General features: G+C 56.5%; 11 protein-coding genes. All 11 read left to right on the top strand.

What is annotated here, in order from left to right; all coding sequences use genetic code 11:
* From VHE34_RS23965 to VHE34_RS23915, 11 genes are read left to right on the top strand one after another with little or no spacing between them, the layout of a single operon-like run.
* The gene (locus VHE34_RS23965; RefSeq protein ID WP_325592650.1) at positions 1-1,803 is read left to right on the top strand and encodes a six-hairpin glycosidase; all 1,803 of its coding nucleotides are present in this window, start codon (positions 1-3) and stop codon (positions 1,801-1,803) included.
* Positions 1,800-4,976 carry a beta-L-arabinofuranosidase domain-containing protein gene (locus VHE34_RS23960; protein WP_325592648.1) on the top strand — a complete coding sequence of 1,059 codons (3,177 nt, stop codon included), beginning with the start codon at positions 1,800-1,802 and terminating at the stop codon, positions 4,974-4,976. Before VHE34_RS23965 ends, VHE34_RS23960 begins: the two co-directional genes overlap by 4 nt.
* Positions 4,973-7,747, top strand: a complete 2,775-nt coding sequence (locus tag VHE34_RS23955; RefSeq protein ID WP_325592646.1) for a glycoside hydrolase family 2 protein — start codon at positions 4,973-4,975, stop codon at positions 7,745-7,747. Before VHE34_RS23960 ends, VHE34_RS23955 begins: the two co-directional genes overlap by 4 nt.
* Positions 7,744-10,383 carry a glycoside hydrolase family 78 protein gene (locus VHE34_RS23950; protein ID WP_325592644.1) on the top strand — a complete coding sequence of 880 codons (2,640 nt, stop codon included), beginning with the start codon at positions 7,744-7,746 and terminating at the stop codon, positions 10,381-10,383. The genes VHE34_RS23955 and VHE34_RS23950 overlap by 4 nt, the downstream gene beginning before the upstream one ends.
* Positions 10,380-11,456: a sialidase family protein gene (locus VHE34_RS23945; protein WP_325592643.1), complete on the top strand. Its 1,077-nt coding sequence runs from the start codon at positions 10,380-10,382 to the stop codon at positions 11,454-11,456. Before VHE34_RS23950 ends, VHE34_RS23945 begins: the two co-directional genes overlap by 4 nt.
* A gap of 5 nt (positions 11,457-11,461) precedes the next feature.
* Complete coding sequence (locus tag VHE34_RS23940) at positions 11,462-12,436, top strand: dihydrodipicolinate synthase family protein (protein WP_325592641.1); 975 nt, start codon at positions 11,462-11,464, stop codon at positions 12,434-12,436.
* A gap of 6 nt (positions 12,437-12,442) precedes the next feature.
* A complete protein-coding gene (locus tag VHE34_RS23935) occupies positions 12,443-13,564 on the top strand; it encodes an iron-containing alcohol dehydrogenase (protein ID WP_325592640.1) in 1,122 nt (373 codons plus the stop codon).
* Entirely contained in the window at positions 13,557-14,378 is an 822-nt protein-coding gene (locus VHE34_RS23930) for a dihydrodipicolinate synthase family protein (protein WP_325592639.1), read from the top strand. The genes VHE34_RS23935 and VHE34_RS23930 overlap by 8 nt, the downstream gene beginning before the upstream one ends.
* Entirely contained in the window at positions 14,375-15,415 is a 1,041-nt protein-coding gene (gene pdxA, locus VHE34_RS23925) for a 4-hydroxythreonine-4-phosphate dehydrogenase PdxA (RefSeq protein WP_325592637.1), read from the top strand. The genes VHE34_RS23930 and pdxA overlap by 4 nt, the downstream gene beginning before the upstream one ends.
* Positions 15,409-16,503, top strand: a complete 1,095-nt coding sequence (locus VHE34_RS23920) for a four-carbon acid sugar kinase family protein (protein WP_325592635.1) — start codon at positions 15,409-15,411, stop codon at positions 16,501-16,503. Before pdxA ends, VHE34_RS23920 begins: the two co-directional genes overlap by 7 nt.
* A 15-nt stretch (positions 16,504-16,518) precedes the next feature.
* Positions 16,519-21,723: a sodium:solute symporter family transporter gene (locus VHE34_RS23915; RefSeq protein ID WP_325592633.1), complete on the top strand. Its 5,205-nt coding sequence runs from the start codon at positions 16,519-16,521 to the stop codon at positions 21,721-21,723.
* Positions 21,724-21,726 lie beyond the last annotated feature (3 nt).

Genomic DNA, 21,726 nt, shown 5'->3' with positions numbered 1-21,726 from the left:
ATGAAACGCTTCCTCCTCCATACCACCCTGTTGATCTCCGTTGCCGCAGCCGCCCAGGACAGCGCTACCGAATTGGTTCACTACAGCGGGCACACCCTTTCCAACCCCGACTACCACCACGGCCGGTTAATTCCCGCCGTGGGAGTGCATAGCATGCAGGTACTCCGGGCCAACCGGCCAGGCTACACGTACAATCACGCTCCCATGCTGGCCTATTGGAATAAGAAATTCTACCTCGAATATCTCAGCGATAGCGTAAGCGAGAGCGTCCCGCCCGGCCAAACCCTTTTAACCACGTCAACCGATGGCTATACCTGGGCGACACCTATCGTCATTTTTCCCCCATACAAAATCCCCGATGGCACCACAAAGGAAGGTCACCCCGGCGTGGCAAAAGACCTTTATGCAGTCATGCACCAGCGAATGGGTTTCTATGTCTCGAAACACAACCGGTTGCTGGTGCTGGGGTTCTATGGCATCTGCCTGGATCCACACGATGACCCTAACGACGGCAAAGGCATCGGCCGGGTCGTCCGGGAAATAAAACCCGATGGCAGCTACGGACCCATCTATTTCATACACTACAATCCCGCGTGGAACGAAAGGAACACAACTTTTCCCTTTTACACCTCCGGTAAGGACAAAGGTTTCATCGCCGATTGTAACGAGCTCATGGCCAACCCGCTGATGATGATGCAGTGGGTGGAAGAAACGGATCGTAACGATCCCCTGATCCCCCTGCACAAGGACTACAAGGCCTTCAATTTTTATCACCTCCCCAACGGTCATGTGATCGGCCTTTGGAAGAACGGTCTCACCGCAACGAGCAAGGATGAAGGCCGCACCTGGTCCCGCGTCATTCGCGCCCCCCATGTCGTTACCGCCAACGCCAAGATCTGGGGTCAACGAACCTCCGATGGTCACTATGTCACGATCTACAACCCATCGGAGTTCCGCTGGCCCCTGGCCATCTCCACCAGTAAGGATGGCCTCGACTATACCGACCTTTTGCTCGTCAATGGCGAGATCTCCACCGCCCGTTACGGCGGTAATTACAAGAACTACGGTCCGCAATACACCCGCGGCATCGAAGAAGGCAACGGCACTCCGCCCGACGGCAATATCTGGATCACGTACAGCATGAATAAGGAAGACATCTGGGTCAGCACGATCCCCACCCCCGTCAAAGACAAGGTCACCGCCGATGTCAATGACGTCTTCACCAGGCAGCCAAACGGGAAAGCGCTCGACCCCTGGAACACCTTTAGCCCCCTCTGGGCGCCCGTCAGCATAACCGACAAAGGGCTCGAGCTAAAGGACGCCGATCCCTACGACTATGCCATGGCCGAACGTGTTTTTCCCGTGGCACAAAAAATGACCGCGGAATTCGCCGTCACTCCCGGCCAGGATGACCACGGACAGCTTCAGATCGAATTCCAGGATGAACGAAACGCTCCCGCGGTCCGCCTCAGCTTTGAACCCGATGGAGCCTTCACCGCAAAAGCCGGCGCCCGGGTCAAGAAATTGCTTTCGTATCAATCCGGCCGCAATTACACGGTCAAAGTATCCCTCAACACCGATACCCGCATGTACACGGTTAACGTCGATGGTAAAGATGTAGTCACGCAACTCTTCTTCGCTCCCGTCGAAAGCTTCGGCCACATCGTATTCCGAACAGGTGAACCTCGGCACTTTCCAACACCCGATAGCCCGGCTGAAGCCGACACCGATCAACCAAAGGCTGGTGAAAGGGTTCCGGAAGCTGCCTGGACTATCTCCTACCTGAAGACCACAAGACAATGACGACGCATCTCACGATATTGGCCCTTATTTTCACAATCACGGCTACCGCGCAAAAAGAAAACTCCATTTCTCCCACCGCCGTCCACAACCTCGGCGGCTTCGCCGGTATGCGCATAGAAAAGAACAAGAACAACTATCTGAGAAAATTTGACATCGCCAAATACGTCGGCCTCATGGAGACCCGTGATTTCACAGGCTGGGACTGGCGTCAGGGAGAACAACCCGGCAAATGGTTGGAAGCGGCGATCCTCTCGGGCGAACCATCGGCCCACACCGTCTATCAACGAATCCTGAAGACGCAGGCCCCAGACGGTTATATCGGCATCACCAGTCAGTCCGTCCGCACCCCGAAAAAGCCCCTTGGGGGAATGGACGCCTATGAACTCTATTTCACCCAGCACGCCCTTCTTACCGCCTACCAGGTTTGGAAAGACCCCAAAGCGTTGCTCGCCGCCAAACGCCTGGGCGACTATTTTGTCCACTATATCGGCCCGGGCAAAGCCGAATTCTGGCCGTCACCCACACATGCCCCCGAAAACAAGGACAAAGCGCTAAAAGGAACTATGCACTCGGATATCGCCGGCCATAGCATCCATTACTCCTGGGAAGGCACCCTCCTCATCGACCCGATGATGCGGCTCTACCAGCTCTCGGGGGATAAACGTTACTACGATTGGTGCAAATGGGTGGTGGGAAATATCGACAAATGGAGCGGGTGGAACGCGTATTCCAACCTGGACAAGGTGGCCGCCGGAACCCTGCCCATCGAAAAGATCCAACCCTATGTCCACTCGCATACTTTTCAAATCAACTTCCTCGGCCTGCTGCGCATGTATCTTGTCAGCGGCGACAGCGGATACCTGAAGAAGGTCGAAGGAGCCTGGAACGACATCGCCGGGAGGCAACTCTACATCACCGGCGGAGTCAGCGTTGGCGAACACTATGAACGGGACTTTATAAAGCCCCTCACAGGCGAGATGATGGAGACCTGCGCCACCATGTCCTGGATGCAGCTTTCTCAGGCCCTGCTCGAGATCACGGGAAATCCGAAATACGCCGACGCCATCGAACGCATCCTGTGGAACAATGTCTTTGCCGAACAGACCATCGACGGCGATGCTAACCACTATTTCACTCCCCCCAACGGTTATACGCCAAAGGGCTACTACCGGGAGCCGGATTGTTGCATGAGCAGCGGCGAACGCCTCTTATCCATGCTCCCCGGCTTCCTCTACGCCACCGGACCCAACAACAACATCTACATCAATCAATTCATCGCCTCGGGAACAACCGTCGGAAAGACGACTATCACCCAACAAACTGATTTTCCCGAAACACAAACCGTCACAATACTCATCGATCCCGCCACCACAACCAACGCTACCCTCAACATCCGCATCCCAGCCTGGTGCACAAACCCAACCCTGTCTCTGAACAATCAACCTGTCGAAGCAAAGCCCGGCACATACTCCCGGATCACCCGAACCTGGCGTAAAGGTGATAAACTGACGCTCACCCTGCCCATGGCCCTCCAATGGATACGGCACGACCACTATCAAAGGACGGCCGATCGAAAACCCTATAAAACCACTCCCGACGATGACGCTCCCTACGCCCTTACCCGCGGACCCATCGTCTACGCCGTCGACGATATCTGGTACAAGGGCGACACGGCCGATTTTCACAAAGGCTGGATGGATAGCATCCGCTACTTCCTCACCAACCCCACACAGTTAAAACCCGTTCCGGCCCCCGACAGCAATATCCTCGGTCCCGGCTATGAGCTGACACTGGTTAAAGCCGGTGGCGAAAAGGTCGTCCTCCCGGTCTATCCGTTCGCCAATATCGGCAAATGGTACCGCGACCCGGCCCGCAAACCCGACAGCAATGCCGCCGCCTGGACCTATGCCATCTGGCTAAAAGGCGAACCCGCCAACACCGGCGCCCTGAAAATGCCCCACGTCTTCGGCAACAATATGGTCCTGCAACGCAACGCATGCGTTCCCATCTGGGGCGATGCAAAACCAAACGCCGCCGTTACCATTCATTTCAATACCCAGGCAAAGACAACCACCACCGATGCACAAGGCCACTGGCGCCTCAACCTGGATCCCCTCAAAGCCTCTGCCGATCCCGCAACCCTGACCATCACCAGCGACAGCAGCACCATCCGCTATCGCAACGTCCTCGTCGGCGATGTCTGGCTCTGCAGTGGCCAGTCCAACATGGAATACCCCATGCGCCGGCTCAAAGACCCCGACACTATCAATGATCCCAATATCCGCATCTTGCTCGTCCGCCATGATTATTACAAGAGCGCGCAGCGCGATTGGGCCACGGCAACCGGCGCTCCGCTAAGAGATTTCTCCGCCCCAGCTTATTATTTCGCAAAAGAGTTGCAGGCCACTCTCCGCGTGCCCATCGGCGTCATCTCCAACGCCATCCCCGGCAGCAAAATAGAACCCTGGCTCCCCGACAGCGGGAAATTTTACACCACCATCGTCAGGCCGCTCGCCCCCTATGCGGTAAAAGGATTCTGCTGGTACCAGGGCGAGTCCAACTGCTTCGCCGGCGATACGGTCGCCTATACGAACAAAATGACGACCTTGATCACCAGTTGGCGCAACCTCTGGGAGTCCCACAATGCCCCGTTCTATGAAGTACAGATAACGCCATACGAATACTCAAAGACCACTCACTCTCCCTACACCGAACCCGTCTTCTGGGAAGCTCAGCAAAAAGCGCTGAGCCTCCCAAACACCGGGATGATCGTCACCACCGACCTGGTCGATAGCATCAGCCAGCTACATCCGAGGGACAAGCAGCCCATCGGCCACCGCCTCGCCCTCCTGGCCCTTGGAGAGGGAACCTCTCCCGTCTTCCAATCCATGACCATCAAAGGCCACACCGTTCAAATAAGGTTCAGGCAAACCGGCGGCGGCCTCGTCAGCCACGACGGCAAACCCCTCGACTGGTTCGAAACTGCGGACAAAAACGGTAAATTTATGCCCGCAACGGCAACCATCACCGGCCCCGATACTATTACCCTAACGGCAAAGAACAAGCCCATTGCCGTCCGCTTCGGGTGGAACGAAGCAGCCCAACCCAATTTATTCAATAAAGAAGGCCTGCCCGCGATGCCGTTCCGGGCGAACGCCAGCGAATCGAAATGAACCGGATCATCACCATAGCGCTTATCTGCATCGCCACATTCCCGGCCCGAGCACAGGAGACTCAAAAACTGTATCTCTCGGGAACAGGCAACGATCACACCGTCGACTGGAAATTCTTCTGTACCGAAGGCAGGAACTCCGGAAAATGGACTACCATTCCCGTCCCTTCCAACTGGGAACTTCAGGGCTTCGGAAAATACAACTATGGCCTTGACAAGGACTCCGTCCGTGGCCATGAGAAAGGACTTTACAAATACAACTTCACGGTCCCCGCGGCCTGGAAAGGCCGGGAGGTCGATATTGTTTTCGACGGCAGCATGACGGACACCGAGGTAAAACTCAATGGCAAGTCCGCCGGACCTACCCACCAGGGTTCCTTCTACCGTTTCCGGTACAATATCACCGGACTCCTCCGTTACGGCAGGTCGAATCTCCTCGAAGTGACAGTTGCCAAGGAATCGGGCAACAAGTCTGTCAATATGGCTGAACGCCACTGTGATTTCTGGATCTTCGGCGGCATCTTCCGCCCCGTCTATCTCGAGGCCGTGCCCATTCAGCACATCGCGGGTACCGCGATCGATGCAAAGGCCGATGGTTTCCTCAGGGCCTCCATCCGGCTTGCCGGCATCACCGGCGCCGATCATATCACGGCTCAGGCGTATTCACTCATCAATCAACCACTCGGGCAGCCCTTCACTACAAAGATCTACGCCGGCGATACCGTTGCCCATCTCCAGTCCAACTTCGACCATCCACTCACCTGGACACCCGAAGCCCCGAATCTTTATAAGCTTGTCTTCACACTGTTCCGGGAGAATACCCCCATCCACACCGTCGAACAACGCTTTGGCTTCCGCACAGTCGAGCTGCGCGTAAGCGACGGCATCTATGTCAACGGCGTGAAAATAAAATTCAAAGGCATTTGCCGCCACTCGTTCTGGCCCGGTTCCGGCCGGGCATTGAACAAGAACCTTAGCATCGAGGATGTCCAGCTGATGAAAGACATGAACATGAACGCCGTCCGGATGTCCCACTATCCCCCCGACGATCATTTCCTCGATGCCTGTGATTCCCTCGGCCTCTTCGTGCTGGATGAACTCACCGGCTGGCATCATGCCTACGACACGGAGGTCGGCTCGAAGCTTGTAAAAGAGATGATCGAAAAGGACGTCAACCACCCCTCCATTGTCGTGTGGGATAACGGCAACGAAGGCGGCTTCAATTTCGATCTGGATCCCCTGTTCGATAAGTTGGATCCGCAACATCGGCCCCTGATCCATCCCTGGGCGCTGTTCCGTCACTTGGACACCCAACATTATATCAACTATAACTATGGGAATGGCGCCTGCTTCCAGGGACACGAGGTCTTCTTCCCCACCGAGTTCCTCCACGGCCTCTACGACGGTGGTCATGGCGCCGGACTGTACGATTACTGGGAGCTGATGGTACACAACCCTCTATCCGCGGGCGGATTCCTCTGGGACTTCTCCGACGAAGCCGTCGTGCGAACCGATCGCAACGGCGAGCTGGATGCCGACAAAGACCACGGCCCCGATGGTATCCTCGGACCCTACCGGGAAAAAGAAGGCAGTTTCTATGCCGTTAAAGAGATCTGGTGTCCCGTACACATCCCTCGTCGCGAGATAACCAACGCCTTCGACGGAACGATCCCGGTCGGGAATAGGTTCATTTATACCAATCTCCGCCAATGTCATTTCTCCTGGCGGCTCAGCCGCGCAGCAACCCGGCCCGCGGGTGCGGCTGGCGAGGTCCCTGCCCCGGATGTCCGCCCCGGCCAAATGGGCACACTGAACCTCGCACTTCCCAGCCACTGGCAAGACTACGATATCCTTTCGCTGACGGCAAAAGATCCCGGCGGCCGCGAGCTCTATACCTGGACCTGGCCTATTGCTACACCTGCGGCCATCGCCGCCCGGCTGATCGATACCGCCGGTTCGACCCCGGCGACTGCCAACCAAACGGATTCCCTGATCACACTCACCGCAGCCGGGATCACAGCCTCCTTCGGCAAAGCTACCGCACTGCTTCGCTCGGTCAATAACAGCAAAGGTCCCATTCCATTCACCAATGGGCCGACGCTCACCTCCGGCGAAGCAGTCCCCAGCCACGTCGTCATCCGCAAAGAAGGGAACAACACGATCCTCGAAGCCACCTATCCGAAACCCAGCGTCTGCCAGCTTCTCAGGTGGACCATGTACCCTTCGGGCTGGCTGAAAATGGAATTGAAATACTATCCGCCGGAATATGACTATACCCTCCTTGGCGCCAGCTTCTCCTATCCCGAAAAAGGACAGGATTCCGTCAAAGGCGTCCGCTGGCTCGGTGACGGTCCCTATCGGGTATGGAAGAACCGCACGCAAGGCGTAACCCTCGACATCTGGGACAAAGCCTATAACAACACCATCACCGGCCAGGGTAAGGTCATCTATCCGGAATTCAAAGGCTACTTCTCCAATTTCTACTGGATGCGCCTGGAGACGGCCAGGCAGCCTTTCACCGTTGCCTGCGCAGATAAGGACGTCTACCTGCGACTGTTCACGCCCGGGAACCCACTGAAAACATATAACGTGGCGCCGCCCTTTCCCGAAGGCGATATCTCGTTCATGCACGCGATCCCGCCGATCGGCACCAAATCTCAGAAACCCGAGAATATGGGTCCCTCCGGCGCAAGGAATATGTATTACGATTATACCCGGAGTAAGGACTATGCCAAGTCACTGACCCTTTATTTTGATTTTTCAGGGAAATGAAGAAGCGGATCATCCATATCGCACTTTTGTTCACGACCTTCGTCGCAACGGCCGCTCCACCGACTGCCCTCCAATGTGAACAGCTCGTCGATCCGCAGGGTATCGATACCCGGCGCCCGCGCCTGAGTTGGCGACTCTCCTCAGAGGAAGGCAACAATGTCCGGCAAACCGCCTGGCAGATTCTCGTCGCCTCTGCACCCGAACTTCTCGCGAAGAACAAAGGCGACTGCTGGACGTCCCCAAAGACGGCAGGTGACCAATCCCGCATGGTCGCCTACGCAGGGATCCCCCTAAAAAGCGGCCACAACTATTACTGGAAAGTAAAGGTCTGGACCAGCACCGGAACCTCGGAATGGAGCAGCCCTGCCCGGTGGTCGATGGGCCTCCTCGATCCCTCCGACTGGAAAGCAAAATGGATCGGCTACGATGGCGGCTTCCCATGGGACAGCATCTCCAAATTCTCCCGTCTCTCTGCCCGCTATTTCCGCAAAGAATTCATACAAGCCGATAAAATAACGCGGGCAACCCTCTACATCGCCGGTCTCGGCCACTACGTGGTCGAAATCAATGGCCGGCCCATCGGTAACCAGGTGCTCGCAGAATCCCCCACCGACTATACGAAAAATGTAAAGTACAACACCTTCGATGTTACCGCCGCCTGTCGCAAGGGCGCCAATGCCATCGGCGTCACCCTCGGCAACGGCCGGTTCTTTACCATGCGCCCCAAATACAAACCACAAAAGATAAAGGAATTCGGCTTCCCAAAGCTGCTGCTCCAGCTCGACATCGAAGACGACAAAGGCCATCATCAGCTGATCACAAGCAACGACTCCTGGCGTTTCACCGCCGATGGCCCCATCCGTGCCAACAATGAATACGACGGCGAAGAATACGACGCGACAAAAGAATTCCCCGGCTGGACAAACTCCGGATTCGATGACAGCCGCTGGCTGAAGCCTCAACGTACCGCCGCCCCCGGCGGTCGCCTGACGGCGCAGATGAACGAGCCCATAAAGGTCATGGAAACCGTAAAACCCATTTCCATAAAATCCCTCGGGGACTCCACGTACATCCTCGATATGGGGCAGAACATGGCCGGCTGGCTCCAACTAAAGGTCAAAGGCCCACGAGGCGAAAAGATCACCCTCCGCTTCGCCGAAACCCTAAAACCCGGCGGCGATCTATACACCGCCAATCTCCGCGATGCAAAAGTGACGGACAGCTATACACTCAAAGGGGGTGGCGAAGAGGTCTGGCACCCGGTCTTTGTCTTCCATGGGTTCCGCTATGTCGCTGTTACCGGCTACCCAGGTACCCCGAATACAAACGACTTCGAAGGGCAGGTGGTCTACGACGATCTCCCCACCATCGGTCAGATCGAAACATCCGACACTCTCCTTAACCATATCATTCGAAACGCCTGGTGGGGCATCAACGCCAACTACAAAGGCATGCCCATCGACTGCCCGCAACGTAACGAACGGATGCCCTGGCTGGGTGACCGGGCAACGGGATCCCTTGGCGAATCCTATCTCTTCGGCAACGGGAACCTCTATGCCAAATGGCTGGACGATATCGAAGAATCCCAAAAGGCAAGCGGCTCGATCCCCGATGTCGCCCCGGCCTATTGGAACTACTATTCCGACAACATGACCTGGCCGGGCGCCTATATCCTCGTCGCCGATATGCTGTATAACCAGTTCAGCGACCTAAGGCCCATCGAAAAGCACTATGCCTCGATGCAACGCTGGCTTCATTACATGAGTGCCAAATATGAACACGACGGCATCCTGGCAAAAGACAAGTACGGCGACTGGTGCGTCCCCCCGGAATCCCCGCAGCTTATCCATTCAAAAGACTCCCTGCGCAATACCGATGGCACGCTTATCGCTACGGCCTACTATTATCATTTGCTCACGCTCATGCAAAAATTCGCGGCCTTGCTCCATCAACCGGATACTTTTGCCAAACACGCCACTATCGTGAAGACCGCCTTCAACCAACGATTTCTGAATGGTGATCACTACAACAACAACTCCGTCACTTCCAACCTGCTCCCCCTTTGCTTCGGCATCACACCCGGACAAGACCGTAGCCCGGTCATCCACCATCTTATCGAAAAGATCGCTCAAAACAACAACCACATCAGCACGGGCGTCATCGGCACCCAGTGGCTGATGCGCGGGCTCACGGAGTTTGACCACGCCGATCTGGCCACGCAGCTCGCGACCAACAAAGACTACCCCGGTTGGGGCTATATGGCAGTACATGGCGCCACCACCATCTGGGAACTCTGGAACGGCAACACCGCCGACCCGGCCATGAACTCCCAGAATCACATCATGCTGCTGGGCGATCTGCTCACCTGGTGCTTCGAAGATCTCGCCGGTATCGCGCCGGCCGAACCCGGCTTTAAAACGATCCGGATGAACCCGGTCTTCCCCAGGCAAATCAACTATGTCAGCGCCTCGTATGAGAGCCCCTACGGCTTCATCAAAAGCAGCTGGCGGCGCAACGGCGGCATCGTCACCTGGGACATCACGATCCCGCCGAACACAAAAGCCATCCTGAACGGCAAGACTACCGTCGGTTCCGGCACCTATCACTACACTTTAAATAAGACACAACCGATATGAGACGAATAGGCACACTCTTCTTCCTGGCAATTACGATCACGACGCAGGCGCAAACCGGCGCCGTCATTAAAGAAGAGTTCCTCTATGAAACCGCCCCCTTCCCCGAATGCCACGCCGCCACCATCGCCGAGACACCCAACGGCCTGGTCGCCGCCTTCTTCGGTGGGACAAAGGAACGCAACCCCGACGTCTGCATCTATGTCTGCCGCAAAGACCAGGGCGCCAATAAATGGTCCCCACCCGTCAACGTCGCCAACGGCATCCAGAACGATACCCTCCGCTATGCCTGCTGGAATCCTGTCCTATACCAGGTCCCTGCCGGCGATCTCCTTCTCTTTTACAAAGTGGGACCCAGCCCCGCCAAATGGAAAGGCTGGCTCGTCCGCAGCAAGGACGGCGGCGCCACCTGGTCCAAACCCCGGGCCCTTCCCGAAGGCATCCTCGGTCCGATCAAGAACCAACCCGTTCGCCTCGCCAATGGCGCCCTCCTCTGTCCCACCAGCACCGAAGGCAATGGCTGGCACATCCATTTCGAACAAACCAGCGACGACGGCCGTACCTGGCAAACTTCGGCGCCACCCGCCGATAGCTTCCGCGCCATCCAGCCAACCCTGTTGCTACATAAGAACGGCTCCATCCAGGCGCTGAGCCGCAGCGAGAACCGCGCCATCCTGACCACGACATCGAAAGACAACGGCCGCACCTGGTCGCCACAGCGGCCCATCGGCCTGCCTAATAACAACTCCGGCATCGATGCCACCACACTCGCCGACGGCCGCCAGTTTTTGGTCTACAACCATGTCCTACCCCCACCCGGCGAAACAAAAGGCGAACGGTCTCCCCTCAACGTCGCCGTGTCACCCGACGGGATCAACTGGTATGCGGCCCTGGTGCTGGAAGATGACCACACGGGACAATACAGCTATCCCACTGTGATCCAATCCACCGACGGGAAGGTTCATATCGTCTACACCTGGCATCGCAAAAAGATAAAATACGTAGAGATCGACCCTACAAAACTCAGGCTCGAAAAGATCGTCAACGGCATCTGGCCAGGCGACATAAAAAAATAGCTTCTATGGAAAAGAAATTTGTCCCCGTCATGATCACCCCCTTCAACCTGAAGGCCAGGGTAGATCTCGACGCCGTCTCCGTCCTGGTAGAATTCTATCTGGCTGCCGGCGTCAAAGGCTTCTTCGCCAACTGCCTCAGTAGCGAAATGTACAGCATCAGCGAAGACGAACGTCTCGAGCTCACCCGTCATGTGGTCAAAGCAGTCGATGGCCGCGTACCCATCGTGGCTACGGGTTCCTTTGGCCTCACCATCGAAGACAAGGCGGACTTCACTGCCCGGATCTATGATACGGGCATCGACGCCGTGATCCTGATCACCGGTCACTACGCGAACGTAGAGGACAACGATGATATCCTTCTGCGCAACTTCCACAAGATGTTCCGCCTCACCCGCGACATCCCCCTCGGACTCTATGAATGTCCTGCCCCCTATAAACGCATCATCACCCCGGAAGTGTTCCAACAACTGCTCGACACCGGCCGTCTTGTATATCACAAGGATACCTCCATTGACCTGGAAAAAGTAAAGGCAAAGCTCGATGTCCTGAACAAAGAGGATTACGCGCTCGAGTTCTATGATGCCCATACGCCAAACGCCATGTACTCCCTCCGGATGGGCGCCCGCGGCATGTCCTCCATCTCGGGCAATTTCTATCCTGAGATCCTGGTCTGGATGTGCGACAATGCCAATGACCCCAATAAACAGGAAGATGTTCGCTGGCTACAAGGGGAGTTGAGCCGCGTAGACCCGCTGATCCACATTGCCTATCCACTGAGCGCGAAATACTTCCTCCAGAAAAGAGGACTTCCCGTCCGTACCATCAGCCGGGCCCATGCACTCGAGCTGACCGTTCAACAGAAACAAACCCTCGACGATATCTATAACAGCTTCCTCGGCTGGTGCGAACGCCTCGGGATCCAACCCGTACAAACCAGCCGCCTGGCAAAACCCAAAATGCCTCTCGATCCACCCATCTAAACGAACATGCTAAGAATTCATTTCCCTGGTAAATTAGTCTTCGGCAATCATTGCATCGACGAACTTCCTGGAGAGGTCGCAAATCTCGCCCCTGCCCGGGTATTAATCCTGACCATTACGCCCTTACTGGCGCACCTCCAGCCCCTCTTCAAGGCGCTGGAACAGCGCAATATTACTATAGCCCTCTACACATCGATCACCCAGGAACCTACCTTCAATGACTTCCATCGGGTCATGTCCGAGGCCACGCCTTTCGACCCCGATCTCATCCTCGGCATCGGGGGTGGAAGCGTTCTCGACATTGCCAAACTGGTCGCCGCCCAATTGGGCAACGCCCAATGCATAAACCACTATGTAGGTATCGGCCTCCTGAAAGGCCGCGGCCGAAAACTCATCTGCATACCAACCACCTCCGGCACCGGCAGCGAAGTCTCGCCCAACGCGATCCTGGTCGACAATAACGACAACCAGAAAAAAGGCATCATCAGCCCATATCTCGTCCCCGATATCGTATACGTCGATCCCCTGCTGACCATCGGCGTACCCCCGGCCATCACCGCCGCTACCGGCCTCGACGCACTTACCCATTGCCTCGAAGCCTATACCAATAAATTCGCCCAACCCTTCATCGATCTTTACGCATTCGAAGGCATGCGGTTGATCGCGGAAAACCTCGTGCGCGCCGTAAGAAATGGCGCCGACGAAGAAGCGCGGTCACAGGTGGCCATGGGTAGCCTGCTCGGCGGGTTCTGCCTCGGACCCGTCAATACCGCCGCGGTCCACGCCCTTTCCTACCCCCTGGGCAGCAGCTTCCACCTGCCGCACGGTCTGTCCAATGCCCTTCTTCTTCCCTATGTCATGGAGTTCAATCTCCCGGCGGCGCGCGACCGCTACACCGGCGTCGCCCGGGCCCTGGGCGTAACCACCGCCGAAGAAGGCGTGAAAACCATCAGGCAGCTGATCCGCGATTGCGGCATCCCCGCTACCCTGAAAGAAGCAGCCATCCCCTATGACGCCATCGAAACCATGGCAGCCGATGCGATGAAGATCACCCGGCTGCTCAACAATAACCCGCGACCCGTCTCAAAGGAAGACGCCATCGCCATCTATCAAGCAGCATATGAATAAGAAATTTCACGGGATTATCGTACCGGCCGTAACGCCGTTAAATGCGGACCGCACCCTGGATACAAAGGCCGTGGAAAAATTACTTCCACTCTTTCCGCATTCCTTTATTCTCGGAACAACAGGTGAATTTCCCTCCCTTCCCGGGCGGTTAAAAGAAGAATATATCCGTTTGGCCGGCCGTATCAAAAAGCCCGGACAGCACCTCTACGTCGGGATCTCATCCAATTGTTTCGCCGATTCCGTCGAACACGCTCGCATCGCAGGCGAAGCCGGCGCGGATCTCGTCGTTGCCAATGTTCCTTCCTACTATCAATTATCACCTGCTCAAATAAAACACTATTTTCAACAACTGGCGGATGCCGTTCCCTTACCATTGATTGTCTACAATATACCCTCGACAACCCATCACTCCATCCCGCTTGATTTGATCGACGAACTCAGCCACCACCCCAATATCGTAGGTACAAAAGACTCTGAGCGAAGCGAAGAACGATTGAAAGAGTCCCTGCAGCGCTGGTCAAAACGCGTCGACTTCAGTCATTTCCTCGGCTGGGCGACGAGATCGGCCGAAGCCTTGCTCAATGGCGGCGACGGCCTTGTACCCAGTTCTGCCAACCTCGATCCGGAACTCTATACCAACATGGAACATGCCGCAAGGGCCGGCAATATTACCGAACTTACCCGCTTGCAGGAATCGTCCGATCAACTCGGTACTACGTATCAGACCGGCCACCCCGGGGAATCCCTGGGCCGCCTGAAACGTCTTATGCAGGACAAGGGTCTTTGTCAACCCTACACAATGCCACCACTATGAACAAACCCATCATAGGGATCACCATGGGTGATCCCGCCAGCATTGGTCCCGAGATCGCCATCAAAGCCCTGCTCGACGAAAAGGTCACCTCCATCTGCCGCCCCGTCATCGTCGGCGATGCCGCCACCCTCGGTTTTACCGCAGATCACCTCAAATGGAAGGCGCGTATCTATCCTGTCTCGAAAATAGCAGAAGCCGTCTTTCAGCCGGGTGTGATCGACGTCCTCGACATGGCCACCGTCGACCTGGACCAGCTCAAATGGGGCGAGGTCTCGGCCATGGCCGGTCACGCCGCCTTCGAAGCCGTCCGGAAAGTCATTGAGCTGGCCCTGGCTGGTGAGATCGATGCCACGGTGACCGGTCCGATCAACAAGAAGTCGATCAACGACGCCGGTCATCATTTCGCCGGCCACACCGAGATCTACGCTCACTACACCGGAACGGCAAAATATGGGATGCTCCTCGTCGAGGACAACCTCAAGGTCATCCATGTCTCAACCCATGTCTCCCTCCGCCAAGCCTGCGATCTGGTAAAAAAAGATCGGGTCCTCGCCTGCATCTCCCTGCTACAGGACGGTCTTATCCGTCTTGGGGAAAAGAATCTTCGCATTGGCGTAGCGGGTTTGAACCCCCACGCCGGCGACTCAGGGCTCTTCGGCACAGAAGACGACGGGGAGATCCTACCCGCCGTACTCGAGGCGCGAAGGCTGGGTTATGAGGTGGATGGCCCCGTTCCTCCCGATACACTTTTCGCAAAGGCCGCCACGGGACATTACGGCGGAGTGGTCGCCATGTATCACGATCAGGGACATATCCCTTTTAAGCTCAACGGCTTTAAATGGAATGCGGAAAAGCAACGCATGGACAGCGTCAAAGGGGTCAATATCACCATGGGCCTGCCCATCATCCGCACCAGCGTGGACCACGGCACAGCCTTCGAGATCGCCGGCAAAGGCATCGCCAGCCCCGACGCCATGATCCTGGCGATTGAAGCCGCCGTGCAGTTAAGTAAAAGCCAACCCAAAGAAAAATGGTAGCGGTCATTGCAGACGATCTCACAGGAGCCGCCGAACTGGGCGGCATCGGCATCCGCCACGGTCTCAAAACCGAGATCCGGCTCACCATTGGTGATTCCACGAGCGCCGGCCTGCTCGTCATTGCCGCCGACAGCCGTTCAAAGAATGAAACAGCCGCCATCGAAGAAATGACCCGCATCACGCGCGATCTCCGCCGGCTAAAGCCGGAATTCATCTATAAAAAAACAGACTCTGTGCTCCGCGGCCATGTTGTCGCTGAATTAAAGGTACACCTGCAGATCCTCGATTGTCCCCTCGCCCTGCTTATCCCCGCCAACCCATCGCTCGGCCGCACTATTCGCGACGGCCACTATTACCTCAATGGCGAACCGATTCATCAAAGCTCTTTTTCCATCGACCCCGAGTTCCCGATCCTCAGCTCGGATATCCAGGACATGTTGCATGCCAAAAACCAGCCCGTTCCGATTCGTAAATTTGCCGAAACGCTTCCCGTCCGCGGTATTGTCGTCGGCGAAGCCCAAAGCGAAGACGACCTTCACCATTGGACCAAAAGAATTCCCCCCAAAACCCTGCTGGCCGGCGCAGCAGGCTTCTTCTCCGCCATCCTCGATGCGCAATATCCTAACGTGCCCCCCCATTCGGCCACCCTTGGTACACCCGCTTTATACGTCAGCGGCAGCACCTTCAACGCCAACCGGAACCTCATCCGCGAACGAGCCGCCAAAGGCGACCCCGTCACCTGGATATTCTCCGGCTCCTGGCAACAACAAATCCTCGACAACCTCAAAATACACGGCAAATCCATAGTCGCCATCGAACCCATCCCCCAAAACCAATCCGCTCTCCAGCTCCGCAATGCTATGGCCAGTTCCATCGCTCCGATCCTCCGGGCCGCACAACCGGCAGAGCTGATTATTGAAGGCGGCTCGACCGCCTATGCCATCCTGCAGCAAATGGGTTGGCGCCAATTTATCCCCGAACAGGAATTCGCCCAGGGCATCGTACGCATGAGCGTTCCCGACGCCCCGGGACTCCATATCACGGTCAAGCCCGGCAGCTATGCCTGGCCTCCATCTATTCGCTATTAACAACGTATTGCCGATATGAACCGACCACTAAGCATCGCCGATATTCTGATCATTGTTTTCTTCCTGACCCTAACCCTCTACCTGGGACTCAGGCACGCCCGTAGGAAGCAATCCACTCAATCCTTTTTCCTCGCAAAAGGCAAGATACCGGCCTGGGCGATCGGCATGTCCCTACTGGCATCCATGATCAGCAGCGTCACCTTCCTGGCCTATCCCGGCGAAGGCTATTCCTCCAATTGGATCCTCCTCGTCCAGGGGCTGATGGTCCCAGTGGTATTGCTGGGGATCATCTGGTTCGTCGTTCCTCTCTACCGAAAGGTCATCGGGCTCAGCACCTATGAATATTTTGAGAAACGGTTCGGCGTCTTTGCCCGGTATTACAGCTCGCTCGCCTTCGTGCTCCGCCAGTTCTCGGCAATGGGCACCATCTTCTTTCTTCTCGCCCTGGCCCTCAGCAAGATGCTCGGCTGGAACACCACCGGCATGATCGTCGCCATCGGAACGATCATCGTCGTGATAAATTTGCTCGGCGGCATTGAGGCCGTCATCTGGCTCGACGTCTTCCAGGGCTTCATGCTCTTCGCCAGCGGGATCACCTGCCTCCTCATTCTGCTCTTCACCGCCGCTCCTTCCCCCGCCAAGGCGGTCCGCATCGCGGCCGCCGCTCACCACACCGGCTTCGGCCCCTATACTTTCGACTTTACCCACCTTACCTTTCTCGTCATGGCGATCAACGGGGTCTTCTATGCGATCCAGAAATACGGTACCGACCAGACGGTCGTTCAACGCTATCTGACCGCCCGAACCGACAAGGCCGCTATCCGCGCCTCGCTGATGGGCGTTCTGCTCACGGTCCCGATATGGATGCTTTTCATGTTTATCGGCACCGGCCTCTTTGTATACTATCAATCTCATCCCCTACCGCCCGGCACCCGCGCCGACGCGGTATTCCCTTATTTTATCATGACCCGCCTGCCGACGGGGCTCGTCGGGTTCATCCTCTCGGCCATGACCTCGGCGGCCATCTGCAGCATGAGCGCCGATCTCAATTCCCTTGGCGCCGTGGGTGTCGAAGATTATTATAAGAAGATCCGCCCCAACCAGGCAGACAATCATTACCTCCGGGCAGGAAAGGTCATCGTCACCGCCGCCGGCCTGATCTCCATCGGCATCGCCATGCTCTATGTCAACGCGGGGAGCGGCGGCGTTCTCGGTATCGTATTTTCGCTGTATGCCATATTCTCCGGCGGCATCTCGGGGATCTTCCTGCTCGGGCTCTTGAGTCCCCGTACCAACCGCCAGGGAATCAACATCGGCATCATCGCCTGCATCCTCTTCACGGCCTATGCCTTTCTCACCTCCACCAAAATAGGACTTGGCGGGCACCAGGCCCTGCTCCTCGATCTCGGTCGTTATAATTTCACCCACCATACGCTTATGCTTGGAGTCTACAGCCATCTCATCGTCATCGTCGTCGGCTATCTGGCCAGCCTGTTCTTCCCAAAACCGGTCCTTGACCCAAACCTCCTCTTCAGCGGCTGGCGCAAAGCAAGAAAACTTGTGCCCATTATGCTATTGACCACCGTCTGCGTCAATGCCCAGGAGCCTTGGAAGCGTAGCTTCCAAAAAGGCGTCGAAGCCCTGGATCATCTTTCCTCCCAATACAACAATAAATCCGAATGGGAATTGCGCAGGGCAACCTTACAATCCTGTCTATACCAGGCGCTCGATCTTAACCCACTCCCCCCAAAACTCGACACCCCACCCATCACTACTCCCTGGCGAAAAAAAGATGGCTATGAAGTAGCCAACGTCGCCATCGAGCTGATCCCCGGTCTATATATAAACGGTTCATTATACAAACCCTTGAAAATAAAGGGACGCATCCCTGTCATCCTCAATCCCGACGGGCACTTCGAACATCACCGCTATCGCCCCGACTGCCAAATCCGCTGCGCCGCCGAAGCCCGCATGGGCGCGATGGCCTTTAGTTACGATCTGTTCGGCTGGAACGAGTCCCTCCTTCAGTTCAAACCCGAAGACCACCGCACCCCACTAGCCCAAACCATCCAGATACTCGGCGGCATCCGCGCCCTCGACTATCTTCTTTCCCTGCCCGAAGCCGACAAAGAAAGGGTAGGGGTCACCGGCGCCTCGGGCGGCGGCACGCAAACGATCCTGCTGACCGCACTCGATGACCGGATAAAAGTTTCCGCCCCCGTCGTCATGGTCTCCGCTTACTTCGACGGCGGTTGCCCCTGCGAACACGGCCGGCCCATCCACGTCTGCGCAGGTGGCACCGACAATGTAGAGATCGCCGCCATGGCCGCCCCACGACCTCAGCTACTTGTCTCCGACGGCCACGATTGGACCGCCCATATGCCCGAACACGACTTCCCATACCTCCAGCGCATCTATGGCTATCTTGGCGATTCGTCTCTCGTGGAGAACGTACATCTTCCCACAGAAAGCCACGACTATGGCCCCAATAAACGCATCGCGATGTACCACTTCATGGCGAAGCGCCTCGGCCTCAACCTCAAAGCGATCCAACACAAGGACGGCAGCATCGACGAGAGCCGCTGTGCCATAGAACCCGACTCGGCCCTCTTCGTCTTTGGTCCTCACGGCGAGGATCTCCCCGCCGACGCCATCATGGGTTTCGACAACCTGCAACGTGCCTGGGCGCATCGATACGACCCTCGCCCTCAGCCCCAACAATATAAAGTCGCCGTCGTAGATCTAATGCTCCTCAAACGCCAGAAACTGGGCGCCATCCCCCTCGCACGAACCGTGGGCGCAGATGGCCTCGAAGTCGATATGGGCGGCCTGGGCAGCCGCGAGACCTTCGAGAACAGTCTGGCAAATGACTCCATCCGCCGCCGATTTCTGGAAACAGCCCAGGCAGATAGTATCGAATTCTGTTCCCTCGCCCTAACCGGCTTCTACTCCCAAAACTTCGCCACCCGCCCCACTTATCAAAAGAACATCGCCGACGCCATCGCCGCGATGAAGGGCATGCACATCCGCATCGCGTTCCTTCCCCTCGGGGTCAACGCCGATCCCGGTAAACATCCGGAATGGAGAGATTCCCTCATCCGTCGCCTCAAAATTGCCGGCAAAATGGCCGAACAGGCCGGGGTCGTCATCGGGATCGAGACGACCCTTCCGGCTGTCGAAGAGTTGAAGCTCCTGAAAGCGATCGGCTCACCCGCCATAAAATCCTATTTCAATTTCGCCAACGCCCTCGACGCGAAACGCGACCTCAACCAGGAATTGAAAACCCTTGGCCGGGACAATATTTGCCAGATCCATTGCACCAACACCGACGGCGTCTGGTTACAAAACGACCCGGCCATCGACATGAAAAAGGTAAAGGCCATGCTCGATGAGATGGGATACTCCGGCTGGCTCGTCATCGAACGCTCCCGAGATGCGAGGGACCCCCATAATGTTAAAAAGAACTTCCGGGCCAACACTCATTATGTCCAATCCGTCTTCCAGCCCGGCGCCACCATCGAAGTGTCCCCCAATGGCAAAACGTTGAGCACCGCATTTCGCGAAGCCCGCGAGCTCCGCCGTCTTGCAGATCCTTCCGCAAAACACGGCATCCACATCCTTCTCAAAGGCGGGGAATACCAACTGACCGAACCCCTCTTCCTCCGGCCTGAAGACAGCGGTTCTCCCAACAGCCCCACGATCATCGAAGCCTCCCCCGGCGAAACTCCCATCATTAGCGGCGCCACCTCCATCACCGCCTGGCGCAAATCCACCGGCAACCTCTGGGAGGCGGATGTCAACATACCCTTCCGCGAGCTCTGGGTCAATGGCGTCAAAGCCGTCCGCGCCCGCGATGTTGACGATGACGATCTGATGCCGCGCATCCGGGCAGTCGATAAAGCCGAAAAAGCCATCTACATTCCGGCAATCCACACCCTCCCCACCAACCCCGGAAACATGGAAATGGTCATCCACCAGATGTGGGCCACTGCCATTCTTCGCGTAAAGACGATCGAAAAGATGGGCGACCGCTATAAGCTGACTTTCAAAGAGCCTGAGTCCCATCTTGAATTCGAACACCCATGGCCCGCGCCCGTCCTTGACAGCGCCCATAAACAGAACGGCAGCTCCGCCTACTATCTCGTCAACGCCCCCGAATTCCTCGACCATCCCGGCGAATGGTATAACGATGAAACAAAAGGTAAACTCTATTACTGGCCAAGACCAGGTGAGGACATAAACACTGCACAGGCACGCATCCCGGCGCTCACTAACCTCCTGGTCACTCAAGGCACCCCCGACAACCCCGTCCACGATATTCAATTCAAAGGCATCCAATTCTCATACACCGGCTGGCTCCGCCCGTCGGAAAAAGGCCATGTTCCCCTCCAGGCGGGCATGTATCTTCTCGACGCCTATAAGCTGAAGATCCCAGGTACGCCCGGTAAAAAAGGGCTCGAAAACCAGGCCTGGATCGGCCGCCCGGCCTCCGCCGTCGAAATATCCTATACCCATCATCTTCTCTTCGACCATTGCATCTTCACCCACCTGGCTTCCACGGGTCTCGATTTCATCCGCGGTACTTATAACGACAGCACCACCCGCTGCCGCTTTCAGGACATCGGCGGGACCGCTCTCCAACTCGGCGTCTACTCCGATCCCGCCTTCGAGACTCACTTACCCTACAACCCGCAAGACCCCCGCGAAGTGTGCCACGACGAATGGATCACCGACAACACCATTACCGACTGCACCAATGAAGACTGGGGTACCGTCGGCATCAGCGCCGGCTATGTCCACGACGTCCACATCGGGCACAACGAGGTCAGCGAGGTGTCCTACTCGGGTATCTGCGTCGGCTGGGGCTGGACCCGGACCATCAACTGTATGCACGACAACCATATCATCGGCAACTATGTGCACCACTATGGAAAGCATATGTTCGACGTCGGCGGCATCTACACCCTCTCGGCGCAACCGGGAACGCTGATCATGGACAATCGCATTGATTCCATCTATCATCCACCCTATGCCCACGATCTTAAACACTGGTTCTATTTCTATTTCGACGAGGGTTCCTCCTTCATCACGATAAAAGACAACTGGTGCCCGGCAGAAAAATTCATGCACAACGCAAACGGCCCCGGCAATACCTGGGAGAACAACGGACCACAAGTCGCCGAAATCATCAAACAGGCCGCAGGCCCACGTAAAATATAACAA

This window comes from Puia sp. (genome assembly GCF_035546395.1).
Lineage (GTDB): Bacteria > Bacteroidota > Bacteroidia > Chitinophagales > Chitinophagaceae > Puia.
Note: the sequence above shows the minus strand (reverse complement) of the source record. Positions and strands in the feature narration are given on the sequence as shown.

Coding starts and splice junctions, on each gene's coding strand:
- VHE34_RS23920 (WP_325592635.1), top strand. CDS start 15,409: ATGGTAGCGGTCATTGCAGACGATCTCACAGGAGCCGCCGAACTGGGC.
- VHE34_RS23965 (WP_325592650.1), top strand. CDS start 1: ATGAAACGCTTCCTCCTCCATACCACCCTGTTGATCTCCGTTGCCGCA.
- VHE34_RS23950 (WP_325592644.1), top strand. CDS start 7,744: ATGAAGAAGCGGATCATCCATATCGCACTTTTGTTCACGACCTTCGTC.
- VHE34_RS23945 (WP_325592643.1), top strand. CDS start 10,380: ATGAGACGAATAGGCACACTCTTCTTCCTGGCAATTACGATCACGACG.
- VHE34_RS23930 (WP_325592639.1), top strand. CDS start 13,557: ATGAATAAGAAATTTCACGGGATTATCGTACCGGCCGTAACGCCGTTA.
- VHE34_RS23960 (WP_325592648.1), top strand. CDS start 1,800: ATGACGACGCATCTCACGATATTGGCCCTTATTTTCACAATCACGGCT.
- VHE34_RS23940 (WP_325592641.1), top strand. CDS start 11,462: ATGGAAAAGAAATTTGTCCCCGTCATGATCACCCCCTTCAACCTGAAG.
- pdxA (WP_325592637.1), top strand. CDS start 14,375: ATGAACAAACCCATCATAGGGATCACCATGGGTGATCCCGCCAGCATT.
- VHE34_RS23915 (WP_325592633.1), top strand. CDS start 16,519: ATGAACCGACCACTAAGCATCGCCGATATTCTGATCATTGTTTTCTTC.
- VHE34_RS23935 (WP_325592640.1), top strand. CDS start 12,443: ATGCTAAGAATTCATTTCCCTGGTAAATTAGTCTTCGGCAATCATTGC.
- VHE34_RS23955 (WP_325592646.1), top strand. CDS start 4,973: ATGAACCGGATCATCACCATAGCGCTTATCTGCATCGCCACATTCCCG.